The sequence below is a fragment of the Polaribacter sp. SA4-12 genome (assembly GCF_002163675.1).
Classification (GTDB): domain Bacteria; phylum Bacteroidota; class Bacteroidia; order Flavobacteriales; family Flavobacteriaceae; genus Polaribacter.
Map to the genome: position 1 here is coordinate 2,027,501 of NZ_CP019334.1, position 22,899 is coordinate 2,050,399.

General features: G+C 31.6%; 19 protein-coding genes, 3 tRNA genes and 2 rRNA genes (1 of these 24 running past the window's edge). 6 read left to right on the top strand and 18 right to left on the bottom strand.

All coding sequences use genetic code 11. The features are described 5' to 3' along the window. The 14 genes from BTO07_RS08825 to pdxA form a co-directional block, all read right to left on the bottom strand. A 23S ribosomal RNA gene (locus tag BTO07_RS08825) occupies positions 1 to 654 on the bottom strand (it extends 2,232 nt beyond the left edge of the window). A gap of 172 nt (positions 655 to 826) precedes the next feature. Then, a tRNA-Ala gene (locus BTO07_RS08830) sits at positions 827 to 900 on the bottom strand. 80 nt (positions 901 to 980) lie between these two features. Further along, a tRNA-Ile gene (locus BTO07_RS08835) sits at positions 981 to 1,054 on the bottom strand. Positions 1,055 to 1,133: 79 nt separating this feature from the next. Then, positions 1,134 to 2,653 (bottom strand): 16S ribosomal RNA (locus tag BTO07_RS08840). Together the 16S and 23S rRNA genes with 2 tRNA genes alongside form the textbook arrangement of a ribosomal RNA operon. Positions 2,654 to 3,971: 1,318 nt before the next feature. Next, positions 3,972 to 4,676 (bottom strand): LytR/AlgR family response regulator transcription factor, encoded by a 705-nt coding sequence (locus tag BTO07_RS08845; protein ID WP_087520882.1) that lies wholly within the window; start codon positions 4,674 to 4,676, stop codon positions 3,972 to 3,974. 18 nt (positions 4,677 to 4,694) lie between these two features. Continuing rightward, a complete protein-coding gene (locus BTO07_RS08850) occupies positions 4,695 to 5,009 on the bottom strand; it encodes an Hpt domain-containing protein (protein WP_087520883.1) in 315 nt (104 codons plus the stop codon). Between the two features lie 22 nt (positions 5,010 to 5,031). Beyond that, positions 5,032 to 5,439, bottom strand: coding sequence for a response regulator (locus BTO07_RS08855; protein WP_087520884.1), 408 nt, complete (start codon positions 5,437 to 5,439; stop codon positions 5,032 to 5,034). A gap of 118 nt (positions 5,440 to 5,557) precedes the next feature. Next, positions 5,558 to 6,007 carry an Lrp/AsnC family transcriptional regulator gene (locus tag BTO07_RS08860; RefSeq protein ID WP_087522590.1) on the bottom strand — a complete coding sequence of 150 codons (450 nt, stop codon included), beginning with the start codon at positions 6,005 to 6,007 and terminating at the stop codon, positions 5,558 to 5,560. Between the two features lie 92 nt (positions 6,008 to 6,099). Continuing rightward, positions 6,100 to 7,437: an acetyl-CoA carboxylase biotin carboxylase subunit gene (gene accC / locus BTO07_RS08865; RefSeq protein WP_087520885.1), complete on the bottom strand. Its 1,338-nt coding sequence runs from the start codon at positions 7,435 to 7,437 to the stop codon at positions 6,100 to 6,102. Between the two features lie 89 nt (positions 7,438 to 7,526). Beyond that, positions 7,527 to 8,003, bottom strand: coding sequence for an acetyl-CoA carboxylase biotin carboxyl carrier protein (gene accB, locus BTO07_RS08870; protein WP_087520886.1), 477 nt, complete (start codon positions 8,001 to 8,003; stop codon positions 7,527 to 7,529). Between the two features lie 25 nt (positions 8,004 to 8,028). After that, entirely contained in the window at positions 8,029 to 9,024 is a 996-nt protein-coding gene (locus tag BTO07_RS08875; protein ID WP_087520887.1) for a beta-ketoacyl-ACP synthase III, read from the bottom strand. 154 nt (positions 9,025 to 9,178) lie between these two features. Next, positions 9,179 to 9,379, bottom strand: coding sequence for a 50S ribosomal protein L32 (gene rpmF, locus BTO07_RS08880; RefSeq protein ID WP_087520888.1), 201 nt, complete (start codon positions 9,377 to 9,379; stop codon positions 9,179 to 9,181). Position 9,380: 1 nt separating this feature from the next. After that, positions 9,381 to 9,917: a YceD family protein gene (locus BTO07_RS08885; RefSeq protein WP_087520889.1), complete on the bottom strand. Its 537-nt coding sequence runs from the start codon at positions 9,915 to 9,917 to the stop codon at positions 9,381 to 9,383. A 71-nt stretch (positions 9,918 to 9,988) separates the two neighbouring features. Then, positions 9,989 to 11,023 (bottom strand): 4-hydroxythreonine-4-phosphate dehydrogenase PdxA, encoded by a 1,035-nt coding sequence (gene pdxA / locus BTO07_RS08890; RefSeq protein ID WP_087520890.1) that lies wholly within the window; start codon positions 11,021 to 11,023, stop codon positions 9,989 to 9,991. A 59-nt stretch (positions 11,024 to 11,082) separates the two neighbouring features. Between pdxA and BTO07_RS08895 the strand changes: the two genes are divergently transcribed. Continuing rightward, entirely contained in the window at positions 11,083 to 11,667 is a 585-nt protein-coding gene (locus BTO07_RS08895; protein WP_087520891.1) for a riboflavin synthase, read from the top strand. A gap of 214 nt (positions 11,668 to 11,881) precedes the next feature. Here the strand turns inward: BTO07_RS08895 and BTO07_RS08900 are convergent, their stop codons facing one another. The 3 genes from BTO07_RS08900 to BTO07_RS08910 all read right to left on the bottom strand — a co-directional run bounded on the left by BTO07_RS08900 (position 11,882) and on the right by BTO07_RS08910 (position 13,263). Further along, positions 11,882 to 12,061, bottom strand: coding sequence for a PID-CTERM protein-sorting domain-containing protein (locus tag BTO07_RS08900; protein WP_087520892.1), 180 nt, complete (start codon positions 12,059 to 12,061; stop codon positions 11,882 to 11,884). A 91-nt stretch (positions 12,062 to 12,152) separates the two neighbouring features. Beyond that, a tRNA-Ile gene (locus tag BTO07_RS08905) sits at positions 12,153 to 12,226 on the bottom strand. A 65-nt stretch (positions 12,227 to 12,291) separates the two neighbouring features. Beyond that, the gene (locus BTO07_RS08910) at positions 12,292 to 13,263 is read right to left on the bottom strand and encodes a polyprenyl synthetase family protein (protein WP_087520893.1); all 972 of its coding nucleotides are present in this window, start codon (positions 13,261 to 13,263) and stop codon (positions 12,292 to 12,294) included. Between the two features lie 127 nt (positions 13,264 to 13,390). Here BTO07_RS08910 and BTO07_RS08915 point away from each other — a divergent pair, with 127 nt between their 5' ends. The 4 genes from BTO07_RS08915 to BTO07_RS08930 are packed head-to-tail and all read left to right on the top strand — an operon-like array spanning position 13,391 to position 20,069. Then, on the top strand, positions 13,391 to 13,990 hold the full coding sequence (locus BTO07_RS08915; protein WP_087520894.1) for a TetR/AcrR family transcriptional regulator: 600 nt from the start codon (positions 13,391 to 13,393) through the stop codon (positions 13,988 to 13,990). A gap of 7 nt (positions 13,991 to 13,997) precedes the next feature. Beyond that, positions 13,998 to 15,341: a TolC family protein gene (locus tag BTO07_RS08920; RefSeq protein WP_087520895.1), complete on the top strand. Its 1,344-nt coding sequence runs from the start codon at positions 13,998 to 14,000 to the stop codon at positions 15,339 to 15,341. A gap of 10 nt (positions 15,342 to 15,351) precedes the next feature. After that, positions 15,352 to 16,524 (top strand): efflux RND transporter periplasmic adaptor subunit, encoded by a 1,173-nt coding sequence (locus BTO07_RS08925; protein WP_087520896.1) that lies wholly within the window; start codon positions 15,352 to 15,354, stop codon positions 16,522 to 16,524. 11 nt (positions 16,525 to 16,535) lie between these two features. Then, entirely contained in the window at positions 16,536 to 20,069 is a 3,534-nt protein-coding gene (locus BTO07_RS08930) for an efflux RND transporter permease subunit (RefSeq protein ID WP_087520897.1), read from the top strand. Positions 20,070 to 20,148: 79 nt separating this feature from the next. On the opposite strand, the gene BTO07_RS08935 is transcribed toward BTO07_RS08930, so the two are convergent. Continuing rightward, on the bottom strand, positions 20,149 to 22,344 hold the full coding sequence (locus BTO07_RS08935; protein ID WP_087520898.1) for a hypothetical protein: 2,196 nt from the start codon (positions 22,342 to 22,344) through the stop codon (positions 20,149 to 20,151). Between the two features lie 63 nt (positions 22,345 to 22,407). On the opposite strand from BTO07_RS08935, the gene BTO07_RS08940 reads away from it, so the two are divergent. Further along, positions 22,408 to 22,887, top strand: coding sequence for a regulatory protein RecX (locus tag BTO07_RS08940; protein ID WP_087520899.1), 480 nt, complete (start codon positions 22,408 to 22,410; stop codon positions 22,885 to 22,887). Positions 22,888 to 22,899: the final 12 nt, after the last annotated feature.

Here is a 22,899-nt window from a genome sequence, read left to right on the forward strand (position 1 = left end):
TACGGCTCCTTGACTTAATCAATTAACCTTGCTAGAAACAGTAACTCGTAGGCTCATTATGCAAAAGGCACGCCGTCACAACTCGAAGTTGCTCCGACCGCTTGTAGGCGTACGGTTTCAGGATCTCTTTCACTCCCTTACTTAGGGTTCTTTTCACCTTTCCCTCACGGTACTAGTTCACTATCGGTCTCTCAGGAGTATTTAGCCTTACCGGATGGTCCCGGTGGATTCATACAGGATTACTCGTGTCCCGCACTACTCAGGGTACCACTATCTAAAATTCGCTTACTTTTACGGGACTATCACCCTCTATGGTCTGTCTTTCCAAACAGTTCTAATTCACTTATCTTCGAATATCGTGGCCCTACAACCCCAAAATTGCCGTAACAACTTTGGTTTGGGCTAATCCGCGTTCGCTCGCCACTACTAACGGAATCACTATTGTTTTCTCTTCCTCCGGTTACTTAGATGTTTCAGTTCACCGGGTTTACCCCTATTGCTAGGTGACATGTCTTCAACATGCCGGGTTGCCCCATTCGGATATCTACGGATTATAAGGTATGTGCCCCTCCCCGTAGCTTTTCGCAGCTTATCACGTCCTTCGTCGTCTCTGAGAGCCTAGGCATCCGCCATACGCCCTTACTTAACTTATTGTACTTTTTGCTACAGTATGTTGCCATACTATAATGAACTCTTTTATATTTTTATAAAAAAATTATTTAATTAGAATATAAATATTCTAATTGTTCTCTATCTATTTGATTCTTACGATATCATTTTACCAATATGTCAATGAACTTGTGTCAATACTTTGAAATTGACGTTGTGGAGAATATCGGAGTCGAACCGATGACCTCTTGCGTGCAAGGCAAGCGCTCTAGCCAGCTGAGCTAATCCCCCATTATGAAATTCAGAATAAATCCTAAATTATGAATGTAGAATCCTCTTACTTCCAGAATTTCCTTAAAATATTAAAATTGTAGTCCCGGGCAGACTCGAACTGCCGACCTCTACATTATCAGTGTAGCGCTCTAACCAGCTGAGCTACGAGACTAAATAGCTTAATATTTTGTTTTTTTAAAATTAACAGCAAAGAGTAAAACTTCCTTTTGTAACTCACCATCTTTCTCTAGAAAGGAGGTGTTCCAGCCGCACCTTCCGGTACGGCTACCTTGTTACGACTTAGCCCTAGTTACCAGTTTTACCCTAGGCGGCTCCTTGCGGTGACCGACTTCAGGCACTCCCAGCTTCCATGGCTTGACGGGCGGTGTGTACAAGGCCCGGGAACGTATTCACCGGATCATGGCTGATATCCGATTACTAGCGATTCCAGCTTCACGGAGTCGAGTTGCAGACTCCGATCCGAACTGTGATATGGTTTATAGATTCGCTCTCTGTTGCCAGATGGCTGCTCATTGTCCATACCATTGTAGCACGTGTGTGGCCCAGGACGTAAGGGCCGTGATGATTTGACGTCATCCCCACCTTCCTCTCTACTTGCGTAGGCAGTCTCGTTAGAGTCCCCAACTTTACTTGCTGGCAACTAACGACAGGGGTTGCGCTCGTTATAGGACTTAACCTGACACCTCACGGCACGAGCTGACGACAACCATGCAGCACCTTGTAATCTGTCCGAAGAAAACTCTATCTCTAAAGCTGTCAGACTACATTTAAGCCCTGGTAAGGTTCCTCGCGTATCATCGAATTAAACCACATGCTCCACCGCTTGTGCGGGCCCCCGTCAATTCCTTTGAGTTTCAGTCTTGCGACCGTACTCCCCAGGTGGGATACTTATCACTTTCGCTTAGTCACTGAGCTAATGCCCAACAACTAGTATCCATCGTTTACGGCGTGGACTACCAGGGTATCTAATCCTGTTCGCTCCCCACGCTTTCGTCCCTCAGCGTCAGTACATACGTAGTAGACTGCCTTCGCAATCGGTATTCTGTGTAATATCTATGCATTTCACCGCTACACTACACATTCTATCTACTTCCATATGACTCAAGTCAACCAGTATCAAAGGCAGTTCCATAGTTGAGCTATGGTATTTCACCTCTGACTTAATTGACCGCCTGCGGACCCTTTAAACCCAATGATTCCGGATAACGCTCGGACCCTCCGTATTACCGCGGCTGCTGGCACGGAGTTAGCCGGTCCTTATTCTTACAGTACCGTCAAGCTGGTATACATACCAGTGTTTCTTCCTGTATAAAAGCAGTTTACAACCCATAGGGCCGTCTTCCTGCACGCGGCATGGCTGGGTCAGAGTTGCCTCCATTGCCCAATATTCCTCACTGCTGCCTCCCGTAGGAGTCTGGTCCGTGTCTCAGTACCAGTGTGGGGGATCTCCCTCTCAGGACCCCTACCTATCGATGTCATGGTAAGCCGTTACCTTACCATCTAACTAATAGGACGCATAGCCATCTTTTACCAATAAATCTTTAATTACATCTCGATGCCGAGTCGCAATACTATGGAGCATTAATCTTCATTTCTAAAGGCTATTCTCCAGTAAAAGGTAGGTTCTATACGCGTTACGCACCCGTGCGCCGGTCGTCATCTGTAGCAAGCTACAATGTTACCCCTCGACTTGCATGTGTTAAGCCTGCCGCTAGCGTTCATCCTGAGCCAGGATCAAACTCTTCATTGTATATTTTAAATAATATTTAATGAATAAGTTTCAAAAGAATTTTAACAAAATTAATTGTTATGGTTATTCTACTCTTTGTTTACGCTGTCAATTTCAATATTTTCAATGAACTTTTTTGAATCTTAAAATACTGCCTTAATACAAAATCTTAAACCCAAATTTGTAGAAACACTAGAATCGAACTAGTTGATTTTTTAAAACTAAAAATTAGCCTCTCTTAAACCTTTACCAAATATCTCTGAACTTTTTTCGCTGTATTTCTTAGCGGCTGCAAACATACAAACTATTTCTAATCTGACAATAAAAAATGAATTATTTTTTATAAAATATTTAATCATTTTACATAACTAAACCTTTAATATCACAACCTACACAACGCCTCAATGAACTAAACTAACAAACTAATATTCCTGTTAGCGGGTGCAAATATACATCGTATTTTTAATCTCGCAACTATTTTTTAAACCTTTTTTAAAATTAGTTTTCAAACTATACATAACTTCATTATTTAAAGCCTTTTACAACCTGAAATGTTTTATCTTTTTTTTCTTCTTTTTATAATATTTGAAAATCTAAGCTAGATTATCATTATAAACACTCTTTGTAAACACATAGAAATATAAAAAAAATAGTAGATGATCGTTCTTTTTATATGAAAAATGAGAATAAAACTTAAAAGAATTGACTCTTATATATAAGATATCAGTTTGAAATTTGGATTTAATCCATAAATAAGTCGTGTTAGGGATTGAAACGGCATCCTTTTTATTTGAAATTCACAAAACATTTAGTCTAAGAATGATTTTATCAATGAAAAAAGATGCGGAAATCAATTTAGTTTAAAAAGATATAGTGCAAAGCCCGACCTTTTTTATGCACTAAACTCTTTAGAAATGTTAATTACTGAAATATTTAAGACTTCTTAAATTAATTAAGCCTTAAAAAAAGGAAACACCCAACTATAATAAGTACATATATATGTATGAAAAATTGTTTTAGATTTTAATGTAAAATGCAAAAAACAAAGAACCTTTCTTTTATGAATCACTATTATCAATTATTAAACTTCATACGTTTTATAACATCTGAATATTCTATAACACAAAAAAGAGCCGATATAAAATATCTGCTCTTTTTGATTCAATCTATAAATCCCCCAACTTACGATTGACTACTTTCATTAACCCATAATTATGTATTATGAAAACATAATTATACTGCAAATATAATTTGAAGTTAAGCTTGAAAGTTCATTTTTTAGATTGGTGGATGTTATTTATCGGTGAATGGAATAATATCTTCGATAAGTGTAAATGAATTATAGTAAATTTAATCTTTTCATTAACTCACTCTTATTTGATCTACTAATAGGAATGACACTTTTTTGAATTAAGACACTATTATCTTCAATATCTATTATTTGTGAGACGTTTATAATAAATGATCTATGAATTCTAAGAAATAAGATTGCAGGTAATTTATCTTCAATTTTCTTTAAAGTAGAATGTACAACGTAGTTTTTATTTTCGGTTTTTATACTAATATAATCTCCTTTGGCTTCAACAAAATAAATATCAGGAATATTAATTTTAACCAACCTTCTATCTACACTAACATATATGAAACTTGACTCTTCTTTTGACGTATCAATTTCATTAGAAGTTTTTGTTTCTTCTAAGGAAGTCAATTTATTTAAAGATTTATTAAACCTTTCTTTGGTTATGGGCTTTACTAAGTAATCTACAACACAATCATATTCGAAAGCTTGTAAAGCAAAGTTTTTATCTGAAGTTGTTAAAATTATTTTTGGCGGAGATTTTAACGTTTGTATGAAATCAAAGCCAGAAAATGTTGGCATATGAATATCTAGGAAGATTAGATCAACAACATTAGAGTTTAGATATTTAATAGCGTCAATTGCCGAACTAAATTCCTCAATTACAGAAACTTGCTCAGTATTACTACATAACTGCTTAATAATTAGTCTTGCAGTTAAATCATCATCTATTACTATACAATTCATAATATTTTAGGGGAATTATTAAACCACTAAATATACATGAATTTTGTTTAAGATATTTATAAAATCTTTATATAATTTTGTATCCCCTTTTTTTAAATCTTTTTCAAATTTAGAAGCTAATGTTAAGCCTTTTTTAAACCCCAATATGCTAATTTTATGCTTTATTTTATGAACATTATTTGCTAGTTCGTTATAATCTTGCTTTTCGAAGTTTTTATTAAAAAGGGAATATTCTTCAGGGAATTCTTTTTTTAAAACATCTAAGATATTTTGTTCAAAAGCTAAATCTCCTCCTGAAAGCTCTTTTATATAATTTAAATTTGGGGTCTCCATCTATACTGAAATATTAAATTAATTACGAAATAAGTTCATTTTGTTTCCAATATTTTAATACTGATTTTACTTTTTTAGAGTATTTAGTAAATTCGGCAGGTTTCGTAAAATAACCACAAATACCATAATCATAGCATTTTTTTAATTCACTATCGTCTTCTGAATTAGACATTATGATAATAGGTGTGTTTTTAAACTTAATATTTGATTTTAACTTTTCTAAAAGTTCTAGACCATTCATTTTAGGCATATGTAAATCTAAAACAATAATATTGAAAGTGTTTTCTATTCTATTTAAAAAAATTAAAGCTTGTTCTCCATTTATTGCTTCAACAACAGAACATGGAAAATTAATATCTGTACAGACTTTTTGAAACTTTATTCTTTCAATTTCATCATCATCAATAAGTAATATAGATAGGGATTTCATTTATTTTTAAATTTAATATAATGCAAAAATGAAATAAAAAAAGGGAAAAAGCATATTTATTAGTTTACCTGCTTTAAAGAATCGTTCAATGGTAAAGTTACAATGTTATATATATTATCTACACATGCACTTGTCTATCAATCTGTTGATTTAACGAAATAAATGTTTCAAATTTAGAAACTCCTTTTATAACTTTAATCTTAGTATCTAAAAGTTGCATTAAGTCTTCATTCTCTTTACATACTACTTTTATAAAAACTGTAAATTTCCCAGTAGTATAGTGACATTCTAGAACTTCTGAAATCTCTTTAATTCTTTTTATTACTGATAATAAAACTGCTGAACTATTTAGATATACACCAACAAATGCTGTTGTATTGTAACCTAAAGATTTAGGATTTATCATCATTTGATACCCATCAATTAGTTCTGATTTTTCTAATTTCCTTAACCTTTGATGAATTGCTGCACCAGATATACCAACATCTCTTGCAATACTTAAAATTGGTATTCTTGCATCCTTAATTAAACTTCTGATAATTTTTTTATCAATACCATCTATTTTCATTTTTACATCTTTAATTATAAAGATAAAAAAAAATAGAGAATACATATTGTATTCTCTATTTTTATATCAATTTAAAACTAAAATTTAATTTTTTATTTCATTGTGAAATCTTCCATAAACTTAGTTGTATAGTTTCCTGCAATATAATCTGGATGATCCATTAATTGTCTATGGAAAGGAATTGTTGTTTTTACACCTTCAATTACAAACTCATCTAAAGCACGCTTCATTTTATTAATCGCTTCTTCTCTTGTTTGAGCAGTAGTAATTAATTTAGCAATCATAGAATCGTAATTTGGAGGAATCATATAACCTGCATATACATGCGTATCAACTCTTACTCCGTGACCTCCTGGAGAATGAAAAGTTGTGATTTTTCCTGGAGCAGGTCTAAACCCACTATAAGGATCCTCTGCATTTATTCTACATTCTATAGAATGCATTTGTGGAAAATAATTTTTTCCTGAAATTGGCACACCTGCAGCAACTAAAATCTGTTCTCTAATTAAATCGTAGTTTACAACTTCTTCAGTAATTGGGTGTTCTACCTGAATACGTGTATTCATCTCCATGAAGAAGAAATTTCTATGCTTGTCTACCAAAAACTCGACAGTTCCAGCACCTTCATATTTAATATATTCAGAAGCTTTTACAGCAGCATCTCCCATTCTCTTTCTTAGATCATCGGTCATGAAAGGAGAAGGAGTTTCTTCAGTTAATTTTTGATGACGACGTTGAACAGAGCAATCTCTTTCTGATAAATGACATGCTTTACCAAAAGAATCTCCAACAATTTGAATTTCTATATGTCTTGGCTCTTCAATAAGCTTTTCCATATACATATCGTCATTACCAAAGGCAGCTTTAGATTCATGTCTTGCAGAATCCCAAGCATCTCTTAAATCTTCGGCTTTCCAAACAGCACGCATACCTTTACCTCCACCTCCTGCAGAAGCTTTTAGCATTACTGGGTAACCTGTTTCTAAAGCAACTTTTTCACAATCTTCAAAATCTACAATAACACCTTCACTACCTGGTACACATGGTACGCCTGCAGCAATCATAGTAGATTTAGCATTTGCCTTATCTCCCATTTGGTCAATCATGTCTCCAGTAGCACCAATAAATTTAATATTATGCTCTTCACATAATCTAGAAAATTTAGCGTTTTCTGATAAAAATCCATAACCTGGATGAATTGCATCTGCATTTGTAATTTCTGCAGCTGCAATAATATTAGACATTTTTAAGTATGATTCTGAACTTGGAGCAGGCCCAATACAAACTGCTTCATCTGCAAATCTAACGTGCAAACTTTCTGCATCTGCAGTAGAATATACTGCAACAGTTTTAATGCCCATTTCTTTACATGTTCTAATAACACGTAAAGCTATTTCACCTCTATTGGCAATTAATATTTTTTTAAACATCTTTGTTGAATTAGTTTATAAGCTAATTAGATAAATTAGTAGTAGGGAAATAGAAAAATCTAATTCTTAACTTCAAATTTCTAATTTAACTATGATGGATCTACTAAAAATAAAGGTTGATCAAATTCTACCGGAGAAGAATCATCAACTAAAACTTTAACGATTTTACCTGAAACTTCAGATTCTATTTCGTTAAATAATTTCATTGCCTCAATAACACAAACCGTATCTCCTACAGAGATATCAGTTCCTACTTCAACAAAATTTGATTTGTCTGGAGAAGGTTTTCTGTAAAACGTTCCAATAATTGGAGACTTAACAGTAATGTATTTAGAATCTTCACTTTCGGCTGCAGGAGCTGCTGCATCAACAGGAGCTGCTTGAGCCATAGGAACTGCAACTTGTTGTTGCATACCTGCCATTGGAGCGGCTTGCAAAATGGTTGTTTCAGTTTTACCAGAACCAGTTCTAATAGTAATTTTCACATCTTCCATTTCTAACTTCACCTCGCTAGCGCCAGATTTAGCTACAAATTTTATAAGATTTTGAATTTCTTTAATATCCATACTCATAATTGTTTAGTTGTTTTATTTATGAATTATATGCCCATTTTACGTAAGCAGCTCCCCATGTGAAACCACCTCCAAATGCAGCAAAAATTAAATTATCTCCTTTTTTTAATTGACTTTCATAGTCGGCTAATAATAGCGGTAAAGTTGCTGATGTCGTATTACCGTATTTTTGAATATTCATCATTACTTTTTCTGATGGTACACCTACTCTTTTAGCAGTTGCTTCAATAATTCGTTTATTAGCTTGATGTGCAACTAACCATTGAATATCTTCTTCTGTAAGATTATTTCTGGTTAACATTTTTTCTGCAACATCTGCCATATTAGAAACTGCATATTTAAACACCGTTTTTCCTTCTTGATAAACGAAGTGCTTATTAGTTTCTACTGTTTCTTTTGTAGTTGGCATTAAAGAACCGCCTGCTTCAATTCTAAGAAAATCTCTTCCTACTCCATCACTTCTTAAATACTCATCTTGTAAACCTAAACCTTCATAATTAGGTTCGAATAATGCAGCTCCGGCTCCATCACCAAAAATAATACATGTAGCTCTATCTTTATAGTCTATAATAGAAGACATCTTATCTGCTCCAATTAATAGTACTTTTTTATATCTACCAGATTCTATGTAACTAGCTGCAGTAGACATACCGAATAAGAAACTAGAACATGCTGCTTGCAAATCATAACCGAAAGCATTTACTGCTCCGATTTCTGAAGCTACATAAGCCGCCGTTGATGCTATTGGTAAATCTGGAGTTGCAGTACCTACAATTACCAAATCTATTTCTTCAGGATTTATATTTGATTTTTGTAATAATTCTTCCGCAGCTTTTATAGCCATGTAAGAAGTACCTAAACCTTCTCCTTTTAAAACTCTTCTCTCTTTAATACCAGTTCTAGAAGTAATCCATTCGTCGTTAGTTTCGACCATGGTTTCTAACTCTTTATTAGTCAGAACATATTCAGGAACATATTTCCCAACTGCTGTAATTGCGGCAGTAATTTTTGTCATAGTTATAGTTGTTTTCCATGTGGTTAGCAAGGTCAAAAGTAGTGAAATTTATTTCACTACTTTAGGTAAAAACCATCAAAAAAGACAATTTTTACCTAAAAAACGCAAAAAAACCCTCAATAATGAGGGTTTTTACAAAAACTTATGTTTTATTTTATGCTTCTGCTCCTGCTGATGCAGATTCTAATACTACCTGTCCTCTGTAGTATAATTTACCTTCATGCCAGTGAGCTCTGTGGTACAAATGTGATTCTCCTGTTGTAGGGTCCGTCGCTATTTGTTGAGAAGCTGCTTTATAATGCGTTCTCCTTTTGTCTCTTCTAGTTTTGGATATCTTTCTTTTAGGATGTGCCATTTTATGTCTTTTTTTCTGTTATTAAATTCTTTAATTTATCCCACCTTGGGTCTGTCTCTTCAACAGCTTTTACTTCTTTTATTTCTAATTCTTCAAATTTGTTTAATGCTTCTGAATCCATTGTTCCGTCTAAAACTTTTGGATGAACTCTTTTATTAGGAACTGATAATACTATTAGTTCGTAAATATATTGAGCAACACTAAACTCATACGCTTCATGAGGCAAAATTAAAATCTCCTCATTGTCATCATTAAACTCATCTCCAAAATTCACAACTAATCGTAAAACATCTTCAACATCTTGCTTATAAAGTTCATTAGTAACATCACATGGCACCTCTACATAACCACTGGCTGTAAAAGTTAACTCTAACAATGTACTTTTCTTTATAAAATCTAATGAGATCTTAATAGATGAACTTTCATATTCATCATAATTAAAAGCTTCAAAGAACGTATTATTAATTTCATATTCAAATAAATGAATTCCTTCCTTTAATCCTACAAACTGTATGTTGAATTCCTTTAAGTGTTTCATTACCAAATATCAATTAAGCGTGCAAAGATATAAAAATTTATTATTCTACACTGTTTTCTTTTAAAAGTTTTTTACTTTACTAAAAGAGGATTTTTTGAAAGCTCTTTATATTCTTTTCTCGTTTTAAAAATCTGAATTGCTGTAAACAATGCTTCCTTAAAAGACGAAGGGTTTGCAGTGTTTTTTCCAGCAATATCAAAGCCTGTACCATGATCAGGTGAAGTTCTAATTTCACTTAAACCGGCAGTATAATTAACTCCGTTTCCAAAAGACAATGCTTTAAAAGGTGCTAATCCTTGATCGTGATACGTTGCTAAAACACCATCAAACTGTCTATATGTTTCCGAACCAAAGAATCCATCTGCTGCATAAGGACCAAAAACCAACTTACCAGTCTCTCTAATTTCATCAATAGTAGGTTTTATAATTTCATCATCTTCTAAACCAATAACTCCTTTATCTCCACAATGAGGGTTCAACCCTAAAACAGCAATTTTTGGTTTATTAATTCCAAAATCTTGCACTAAAGAAGTGTACATTGTTGCTACTTTCTCTTTAATTAAAGACGGAGTAATTGATTCTGCCACTTTAGAAATTGGAATATGCCCCGTTATAAGACCTATTCTTAATTCATCAGTCATTAAAATCATTAAACTTTTTCCATCAAGTTTATCTTCTAAATATTCTGTGTGGCCAGGAAAATTAAAAGTCTCCGACTGAATTGTTTCTTTATTAATAGGAGCCGTTAATAAAACATCTATACTTTTATCCTTTAAACTAGCAACAGCGACCTCCAAAGATTTTGCTGCATACATACCAGATTCTTTAGTAGCTTTACCTAATTCTATAGAAACATCCTCTTTCCAAATATTTAACACATTAATCTTATTGTGATTAATTTGACTCAAAGAAGTAATTCCGTGAACAAGTGTTTCTATTTTTAATGCTTTTTTATGATAAGAAACTACTTTTGTACTACCAAAAAGAACTGGAGTACAAAAATCTAACATTCTTTTATCTTCAAAAGTTTTTAGAATCACCTCTAATCCTATTCCATTTAAATCTCCTATTGAAATACCAACTATAATTTTATCAGATTTATCCATAGTAACTCTTCTATTATTCCTATTTTTGATTATCACAAAAGTAACTAAATTTTACAGATATGTTTACCGGAATTATAGAAACACTTGGTACAATTACAAATATTGCTAAAGAGCAAGCTAATATTCATTTAACTGTAAAAAGTAATTTTACAAATGAACTAAAGGTTGATCAAAGCGTTGCTCATAATGGAGTTTGCTTAACTGTTGTAAATATTGAGAACGATGAATATACCGTTACAGCTATTAAAGAGACTTTAGACAAAACTAATACAGGAAACCTTAAAGTTTCTGATTCTGTAAACCTTGAAAGAGGAATGAAGTTAGGAGATCGATTAGACGGACATATTGTACAAGGACATGTAGATCAAATTGCAACATGCACAAACATTAAAAAAGAAGACGGAAGTGCAGTTTTTACTTTTAGTTATGATGCCACAAATAAAAATATCACAATAGAAAAAGGATCTATAACAGTAAATGGAGTTAGCTTAACTGTTATAAATTCTAAACAAAATGAGTTCAGTGTTGCAATTATACCTTACACTATAGAAAATACAACCTTTAAATATATTGAACTAGGAGATCACGTAAACTTAGAATTTGATGTTATAGGAAAGTATGTTAGTAGATTAACGAACTCATAGCCTTTATTAAAAAAGAAAATGGAAATACTATTTTACTTTTAGTATTCTAATTACAAAAAACATAACAATAGAAAAATGACCTATGACTTTAAACAGTGATAGGTTAATTTTTGATATAAACTCTAAGTAAAATGGAAAATTGTGTTGTAATTATACCTTACACAAAAGAAAAACTTGAAAGTATAGTAAAAAGGAGAATAGGTTAGTAGATTAACTAATTCCTGATTTTTTTTATTCCGTATAAAATCCCTGTAATAATTAAAAAGACTAAACCTCCATCAATAGGTAGACCAGGTGGTGGTGGTGGTGGCGCTGGTGGTGGTACAATTTGCCCACTAGCCACGAATGTAATTGCAAGCATTATAAAAAATGCTAAATATCTTTTTTCTTTCATTTTTATCCCCCCAGATTAAAATTTTGAAACTATGTGTACTTATTAAATAACAAAGATAAGTCTTTTATTATTAATAAGAATTAAAAAAAAGTGGTCCCACTTGGGCTCGAACCAAGGACCCTCTGATTATGAGTCAGATGCTCTAACCAACTGAGCTATGGGACCGATTATTTTGGCTGCAAATGTACTATTTATTTTGAATAATTAATACATTTTTTAAAAAAAAATAATTAAACACTTCTATTCATAAGCCAAAGTCCAAAATTCTTTAAACCTTGTTGATTCTCTTCTGAGATATTCATGGCTGATAAAGTACTGAAAGCCTTATCAGTATAGTTTTTAATCTGTTCTTTTATTAAAACAGGAATATCATTTACCTCAAAAATTCGAGTAACTTCTGTAATTTTAATCGAATTATCTTTTAGTTTTTGATTGTAAAAAAACTGCAACTTACCTCTATCTAACTCATTAGCAACTTCTAATGATTTTAAATATAAATACGTTTTTTTATTTTCGATAATATCTCCTCCAACTTGTTTTCCAAATGTTTTAGGATCTCCAAAAGTATCTAAATAATCATCTTGAAGCTGAAAGGCCAAACCTAAATTTAAACCAAAATCATAAATTAAGTTTGCGTGTTCTTCACTTGTTTCTGCAACTATAGCTCCCATTTTTAATGCAGCAGCTACTAAAACGGATGTTTTTAAACGAATCATATTAATATATTCTTCGATAGTTACATCATTTCTCGTTTCAAAATCGACATCTAATTGTTGTCCATCACAAACCTCTAAAGCAGTTTTACTAAAAAGTTGTGCTAATTTCTGAAATACAACAGGTTCGTAATTTTCAAAATATTGATACGCTAAAATCAACATTGCATCTCCAGAAAGAATACCCGTGTTAATATCCCACTTTTCATGAACAGTTTCTTTACCTCTTCTTAACGGTGCATCATCCATAATATCATCATGAATTAATGTAAAGTTATGAAAAACCTCAACAGCTAAAGCAGCTGGCATTGCTTTTTCATATCCCCCAGAAAAAATATCTGCAGCCATTAAAGTTAAAATAGGGCGCATTCGTTTACCTCCTAATTTTATGATATAATCAATTGGTTCATATAAGTTTTTAGGTTCATTAACCCACTTTTTAGATTCTAAATAGTCTATGAAATCTTTCTGATAATGTAAAATGTCCAAATCTGTAATTTTTTGTAAAAATAATGTAAAGAAATTTTACATTTTAATTCAAATGTTAAAAAATTAATAAAACTTTGGAAACTTTATTGGTTTCTAAAGTTTCCTATTGTACATTTGCGCTCAAATTATGAGAGAAAAAATAATAGAAAAATCGAACGAACTCTTCTTAAACCTAGGTTTTAAGAGTGTTACCATGGATGAAATTGCCAGTGCTTTAGGGGTTTCAAAAAAAACGATTTACAAATACTTTAAGAACAAAACTGAACTTGTTGCTGCTGTAACTCATCATATGTTTGATGCTGTTAGTTGCGGAATTAATGGTATTTGTGATCTAAAAATGAATCCTATTGATGAAATATTTTCAATAAAAAGGTTTGTTATGGACAATTTAAAGGATGAAAAATCTTCTCCACAGTATCAACTTCAAAAATATTACCCAAAGATTTATGCATCTTTAAAGCAAAAACAGTTTCATGTTATGCAGGGTTGCGTTATTGAAAATTTGAAGAGTGGAATTGAAATCGATTTATATAGAAGTGACATAGATCTTGAATTCATTTCGAGAATTTATTTTAATGGGATGGTTAGCATTAAAGATAAAGATCTATTTCCATTAAATGATTATTCCATGAATACATTAATGAATTACTATTTAGAATATCATTTACGAGGAATTTGCACCGAAAAAGGAATCCAACAATTAGAAAACCAATTAAAACTGAAATAAAAACCACATGAAAAAATTAATTCTGGCATGTATAAGTACTTGCTTTTTCTTGATAACAAATGCGCAAGAAAAAACAATGAACTTATCTCTAAATGAAGCTATAACCTTTGCTATAGAGAATAGCTACAATACAAAAGCATCTAAAAATGATATTAAATCTGCCACCGAAAAAGTTTGGGAAACAACTACAATCGGTTTACCTCAAATAAACGGTGCAATAGATTATCAAAATTGGTTAAAACAACAAGTTTCTTTGTTACCAGCAGAAATTACAGGAGGAACTCCAGGTACTTTTACGCCAGTAACATTTAGCACTAAACAAAATATAGGTGCAACTGTTACATTAAAGCAATTACTTTTTGATGGCTCTTATTTAGTAGGCTTACAAGCTTCTAAGACATATTTAAAAATTTCTAAACAAGCAAATGAAAAAACAGAACTCTTAACAAGAGAAGCTGTAATAAATGCTTATGGAAATGTTTTAATTTCAGAAAGCAGTATTTCTATTTTAGAAGGAAACATAAAAATTCTTAAGAAAAACTTAAGTGATGTAAAAAAAATCTACGAAAACGGATTAAATGAAGAAGAGGATGTAGAGCAATTAGAAATTACATTAGGTAACTTAAATAGTCAATTAAGTAGTGTAAAGAGAATGAAAGACATTGCATACAAAATGCTAAATCTTTCTTTAGGAAGCTCTATTGAAACTAAACTTATTCTGACTGATTCTTTAGACTCATTAGCAGAAAGCAATATTAATTTAAGTATTGTATCAGAAAAATTTAGTTTTACTGATCACGTAGATTTTAAAATTGCCGAAAATGACAGAGAATCTAAACGCTTACTTGTTCAATTAGAAAAAAGTAAAGCTTTACCAACTTTGTCTGCATTTGTAAATTATGGAGCACAAGGATATTCAGAAACATTTTCATTTCTAAAAAGTGAACAACAATGGTTTAACTCTTCATTATTAGGTGTGAGTTTAAACATACCTATTTTTAGTAGTTTAGGAAGAAGTTCTAAAACTAAACAAGCAAAAATTGCCCTAGAAAATGCAGATATTAGATTAGAAGAAACCAAACAACGTTTAAGTTTATTGGCAGAAAAAGCAAAAAGTGATTATCAATTAAGTATCGAAAACTATAGTACAGCAAAGAAGAATGTTGGTTTAGCAGAAAGAATAGAAAAGAAACAACGAATTAAATTCTTTGAGGGAATTTCTTCTAGCTTCGATTTACTACAAGCTCAAAACCAATTATACTCACAACAACAAAATTACATTCAATCTATGTTAGATGTAATTGCTAAGAAAGCAACATTAGAAAACGCATTAAACCTACCAATCAAATAACTACCAAACAATGAGAAAAATATATTCATTATTAGTAATCACACTTGTTTTAATTTCTTGTGGAGAGAAGAAAACAACATCTATAGCAGATTTAGTCGCTACAGGTAATTTAAAAGAATTAACTGCTAAGAAAAAGGAAATCACAACCAACTTAGAAAAAATAAATATAGAGTTAGAAGCAATAAACAGCGCTATTTCTAAAAAAGATACTGTTAAAAAATTGCCTTTAATAACAACTTTCACTGCAAAAGAAGCAATTTTTAAACATTATTTAGAAATTCAAGGAAGTGTAAAAACAAAGCAAAACATTTTAATTTACCCTGAAATGGCTGGAATTTTACAAAAAGTTCATGTTATAGAAGGTCAATACGTTACTAAAGGTCAGTTATTAGCAACTATAGACGATGGAGGGTTAAGCAACCAAGTTACCCAATTAGAAGGAACAACTCAATTAGCTAAAACTACTTATGAGCGTCAAAAACGTTTATGGGAACAAAAAATAGGATCAGAAATTCAGTTTTTACAAACAAAAACTAGTTACGAATCTCAAAAAAGTGCTTTAAAACAACTTAACAGTCAACATGCTAAATCATCAATTAGAGCACCTTTTTCTGGAGTTATAGATGATGTTATTAAAGATGCAGGAACTGTTATTGCACCAGGACAAGGTTCTGAAATTTTTAGAATCGTGAATCTTAACAATATGTATTTAGAAGCAGAAGTACCTGAAAGATATATAGCAAGTATTCATAAAAACAAAGAAGTAAAAATAGAGTTCCCTGTACTTGGAACAACTATGAATAGTAAAATAAGACAAGTTGGTAGTTTTATCAACCCAAATAACAGATCTTTTAAAGTTGAAGTACCTGTTACAAACAAAAGCGGAAATATAAAACCTAATTTAACTGCAAAACTTCAAATTAATGATTACACAGATAACTCAGCAATTTTAATACCTCAAAGTATTATTTCTGAAAACGCTAATGGTGAACAATTTGTGTATGCAATTAAAAGTAAAAACTCAAATAATGAAGCAATTGCAGAAAGAGTTATTATTAAGACAGGTAAAACTCAAGGAAATTTTATTGAAGTTTTAGAAAACTTACCTGTTGGCACAGAAATTATAAAAGAAGGAGCACGTAGTGTAAACAATGGGCAAACTGTAAAAGTTATCAATAAATAAAAATATTAGAGATGACAAAACAAAAAAAACAAGTCGATAAAGAGTTTAAATTATCTTCTTGGGCAATTCACAATAAAACAACCATTTACGTAATAATGGGTGTATTATTTTTCTATGGTATTTCTGCTTATTTAAGTATGGCCAGAGAAAATTTCCCTGAAGTAAAAGAAACGAAAATATATATTAGTACACCTTTCCCTGGAAATACTGCTGAAGATATAGAAAAACTGATTACAGACCCTATAGAAGATAAAGTAAAATCCGTAAGTAATGTTATAGAAGTTACCTCAACATCTCAAGAAGATTACTCAATGGTAGTTGTTGAGTTTGATGAAAACATCTCAGTAGAACTTGCTAAACAAAAAATTAAAGACGAATTATCTACAGAAACAGCAAGTGAAGATTGGCCAACATTTAATGGTGCTAAAATAGAGCCTAATGTTTTTAATTTAAGCATGTCTGAAGAAGTACCTATCTTAAATATTAATATTTCTGGTGATTATCCTGTTTACAAACTAAAAGAGTTTGCAGAATATTTACAAGATGAAATAGAAGATTTATCAGAAATTAAGAAAGCAGATATTCGTGGAGCACAAGAAAAAGAAGTTGAAGTTGCAGTAGATATTTATAAAATGATGGCTGCAAAAGTCAGTTTTAATGATATTACTTCTGCAATTAGTAACGGAAACGTAACCATGTCTGCTGGTAACTTTATTACAAGTGGACAAAGAAGAACTGTTAGAATTATTGGTGAAATTGAAAAACCGATAGCTTTAGAAGATTTTGTAGTTAAATCTGAATTTAACAATCCTATTTATTTAAAAGATGTAGCAACTGTTGCATTTAAAGATAAAGAAAAAACAACCTACGCAAGAGAAAAAGGGAAAGCGGTTGTAATGTTGGATGTTAAAAAAAGAGCTGGCGAGAACATGGTTGCAGCATCAGAACAAATACAACTAATTGTAGATGAAGCTATCCTTAATCATTTTCCAAAAGATTTGAAAGTTACTATTGTTAACGATCAATCTTCTAAAACAATTGGTCAAGTAGACGATTTAGTAAACAACATTATTTTTGGTGTTTTCTTAGTAGTAACTGTTTTAATGTTTTTCTTAGGATTTAAAAACGCAGTCTTTGTTGGTTTTGCAATACCGATGTCTATGTTTATGTCATTAATGATCTTAAACCTATTAGGCTACACCATGAATACCATGATTCTTTTTGGATTAATTATGGGATTAGGAATGCTGGTTGATAATGGAATTGTCGTCGTCGAAAACGTATATCGTTTAATGGATGAAGAAGGAATGAGCAGAATTGAAGCTGCAAAAAAAGGAATTAGCGAAATTGCATTTCCAATTATAATTTCTACTGCTACAACTGTTGCTGCATTTATCCCTTTAGGTCTTTGGCCTGGAGTAATGGGAGATTTTATGGTATTATTACCAATAACATTATCTACCGTTTTAGGTTCTTCTTTATTAGTTGCAATTTTCTTTAACTCAGTATTGGTTTCTCAATTTATGAGTGTAGAAGATGTAGATATGCCGATCAAAAAAATAGCTATTCTTACAGGTGTAATGACGCTATTAGGAATCATTGTTTTAATAACTGGCGGTGCTTATAGTGCTCTTGGCTCTTTAATGATTTTTACAGCAATTATGCTTTGGGTTTATCGATTATTCTTAAGAGGTTGGGCAAATAGTTTTCAAAATAAAGTATTACCAAGATTAGAAAGCTGGTACGAAAACCGTTTAAGAGGTGCTTTAACAGGTAAAACGCCTTATGCTTTAGTTACTTTAACTTTTGCTTTATTAATTGCTTCATTTATAGCTTTTGGATGGTCTTTAGGAACACAAAGAACAAAAGTAGAGTTCTTTCCAGACAACAAACCAAATCAGATTATTGTCTATATAGAATATCCAGAAGGAACAGATATTGAAAAAACAAATTCAATTACAAAACTAATTGAAGAAAGAGTTGCCGACGTTTTATATGGTGATGAATATATGGATGGAGACCATAACTTTATGGTGGAAAGCTTAGTATCTCAAGTTGGTGAAGGAGCAGGAAACCCACAAACAGATGGAGGTTCTGCAGCAGAAATGCCTCATAAAGGTAAAGTTACTGCCTCTATGAGAGAATATAAATATAGAAAAGGATTAGACAGTGAATTAATGCGACAGAAAGTACAAACTGCTTTGGTTGGTATTTATCCTGGAGTTTTAATTTCTGTAGAAAAAGATGCAAATGGTCCACCAGTTGGATCTCCAATTAATATTGAAATTGAAGGTGATGATTATGCTGAATTAATTCTTACAGCTCAAAGAATGCGCGATTACATTAATACAAAAAGTATTTCTGGAATTGATGAATTAAAGATTGATGTAAACAGAGACAAACCTGGAATGGAAGTTTTAGTTGACAGAAAAAAAGCAGGTGAATTAGGTGTTTCTACAGGACAAGTAGGACAACAACTAAGAGCTTCAATTTTTGGTAACAAAGCTGGTGTTTATAAAGAAGATGGTGAAGATTACGATATCTATGTTCGTTTTAACAAAGAAAATAGATATAATAAAAGTGCCTTATTTAATCAGAATATTATTTTTAGAGATATGGCTTCTGGTAAAATAAAAGAGATTCCGGTTTCTACAGTAGCAACACAAAAAAATAACTCTGGTTTTAGTGCTATTAAACATAAAGATGTAAGAAGAGTTGTTACCGTTTATTCTGCTTTAGCTCCAGGAGAAACAGATGCAGGTGCTGTTGTTGGTAAGATTAGAGAAGAAATGAAAAACTTTAAAAATTTACCTGAAGGAATTAAAATTGATTACACTGGTCAATTAGAAGAGCAAAACAAACAAATGTTATTCTTAGTTGGGGCATTCTTTACTGGTTTGGCATTAATTTTCTTCATTCTAATTTTCCAATTTAACTCAGTTTCTAAACCAGGAATTATAATGATCGCAATTTTCTTAAGCTTCATTGGTGTATTTGGTGGTATTGTTATTTCTGGTAGTTCATTTGTTATTATGATGACAATGATGGGTATTATTTCTCTTGCAGGAATTGTAGTAAATAACGGAGTTGTACTGTTAGATTACGCACAATTGTTAATTGATAGAAAGAAAGGAGAATTAGGTTTAGATCATGAAGATTACTTAGATAAGGAAACACTATACGAAATGATTGTAAGAGCTGGTAGAGCACGTTTAAGACCTGTTTTATTAACTGCAATTACAACGATCTTAGGTTTAATTCCTTTGGCAATTGGTTTAAATATTAACTTCTTTAGTTTATTTACTGATTATGATCCTAATATCTATTTTGGAGGAGACAATGTTGTTTTTTGGGGACCTTTAGCTTGGACAGTTATTTATGGTTTATTCGTAGCAACCTTCTTAACATTAATAGTTGTACCGATTTTATTCTTCTTAATTACACAATTTAAAATGTGGTTAAAAAGTAAAACGTCACCTAAAAAAATGATTACAGAAGAAGTCTTTAAGATGGATAAAAGATTAGATGAGAAGAATCAAATCTAATTTCTAAGAATATATTTTCATAAAAAAAGGGTTGACATCATGATGATGTCAACCCTTTTTTATTCGGTACTATTAAAAACTAATTTTTATATATTTTATTGACAAGAACTTCTCCTGTTTCTAAAAATGTTTTTATAATTAAAATAGTATTAGATTTTAAAAATGATGATTTTAATTGTACATAAGAAAATTTATTCTCTTTAACTAAAATCTCTTTTCCTAATAAATCATAAACTAACACTTTTTGAATAATAGTATTATTTAAAGTCTCAATAATTAGATTGTTATTCGAATTCTTTACGGTAACACCCTCTAAAACAACACTTTCTTTAACTTCTAAAACAGATGCTTCTGTTTCAATAATTAAGTTAAAACGATTATTAAACTCTCCAGGTTCTGTAGTATTAAAAACATAGTCAGCATCTTTTAAATTATGTTTTACATTTAAAAAAGAGTCTTCTATAAAAATATTAGATTCATCTAATTTACCTTCAATCTTTTCAATAGAAAGAGTAAATTCATTTGCTACATCTGAGGAAAATCCTATAGGAATTACTTCTACTTCTTTTAAACTAGATTTTCCTTGAATTCCGTAATGAATGTCATCTATTAATGAATATAAATTTAAACTTGTTTTTCCTAAAAAACGAACACCATCATACATACGATCTACAGCATCTGTAGCTCCATTAATAAAACCAACTAAAATCTGACTAAACGATTTATCTGTTGTTAAATTTAACCAGATTCTGTCTCTATTGAAACTTTCTTCTTTTGTCTTTTCTGATTTAAAAAAAGTAGTATTACTTCCAGAAATTCTCATATCATTATTAAAAACCAAAAAACCACTAGAAATTGCTTGTACAAAAAAACCTTGAGCAGAAGCTATATTACCATCAGGTGCAACACCTCCTGTTGCAGCTGCAGAACCAGTTCCATTATACATTGCATAGTCATCTTCTGTATTATCTTCTGTTCCATCTTCATCTGTATTGTGTGTCCAAAAATAAATGGTCCCTCCAATTGTAGCAGAATTATCAGCTAAAAAAGTATCTGCATCAATTGCAGAAGGATAAGGATTCCCTACTAAATTCCAATCATTATCAGCATCTCCATCTGAACTAAAACTAAGTCCGACAGAAATATTGCCATTATTAAATGGTGCTCCTGTAAAAGAAGATGTTTGCACTCCAGGATAAGAACCTGTATCTGGACCTTCTAAAGCATAGCCTATTCCAGGACTCATTGCTGTACCAGAATTCCCTTCTACCCAAGCTTGACTACCTGCATCAAAAGAGTAATACAAATGAGTACTTGGTGAAACTGCCGCAAATGTTGCCGAAGTAATTGGTGTAGACCAATATGTAAAAACATGATAAGATGATTGAGAAGTAGACGCTCTCTCTACAGTATAACCTGTACCAGAATTTGTACCATCTGAAGAAACTTGCACTACAGAGCCTCCACTTTCTACTAAGATGGTACCATTATTTGTGATATCATCAATAACTTTTACGGTTCCTCCTGAATTTACAGTTAATGTATTTCCAGAATTTACTGTACAGTTACAGGTTTCAAAATCTCCATCTGTTGTTGTATCATAATCATCACTAATAATTGCTTCAAAATAATCTGATCCAGCAATAGACCAAGAACCAGAACTCCAAGTAGAAGAAGAATTAAAAGTACCCGTAAAATTTTGCACTGTAGAATTAGAACCTGTCCAATTTCCTGGAGTACAAATATTAGAAAGTATTGTAGTTTTAGATCCGCTTAAAGAACCTGTATATTTTGTATTATCTATATGACTTAAACTAACCGCATTTGTACCATCAATTAAAGTGCTAGGTAATGCTGTTTTTCTAGATGCTGGAGTCGAATCTACCCAATCTCCTGTACTAACATTTATACCAAATATAAAACTTGGAGAAGCTAGTGTTCCTTGATAAGCAAAAATTTGATCTCCACTAGCATTTAAATTAAAGTTACTATTAGGTATACTAACAGTCACAACCTCTCCACAAGAAATAGAACTTCCTACTGTCCAAATATGAACACCCTCTGTAGTTCTAAAAGCAGTACCATTCCAACCATTATCTGTAAAATTAATTGTCGTTCCAGGTTCCATACTTCGAAACGCTACAAACTTTATAACTTCTGGATTTGGGTCTGAATTATATTGAATAATAGCAATATCACCAGCTGATAAAATTGTTTGAGAAAAGAGTACATTTGATAAAAATATACTTAAAAGTATGAGTATTGTTTTTTTCATTCAGAGGAAATTTTGATTAAAATACAAAAATAAAATTAAAATAATAGAAAAATCTTAATTCTAATTTTTATGAAGCTAAAAAAATCTTTTACAGTTGATGAAATAAAACGAAAGTTAGAGAATTATTGCGTTTATCAAGATCGATGTCATAAAGAAGTTGAGCAAAAAATGAGGGAATACAATTTAATTCCCGAAGCCAAAGAAATGATACTCTTAAGCTTGATGAAAGACAATTTTTTAAACGAAGAACGCTTTGCTAAAAGTTATGCCCGAGGAAAATTTAGAATTAAAAACCGAGGTAAACAGCGTATTGTAAGAGAACTGAAATTTAGAGATATTTCTGCCTACAATATTAAAACGGCTTTAAAAGAAATTGATGAAGATGAATATCTAAAAACTATTTACAGAATTACAGAAAATAGAAATGAAGTGATTTCTGAACCTAATATTTACAAGAGAAAGAAAAAATTGATTGATTTTTTAATGCGAAAAGGTTTTGAAAATAACTTAATTTATAAAACTGTAAATGAAGTTGTTTCTTAATTAGCTTCATTA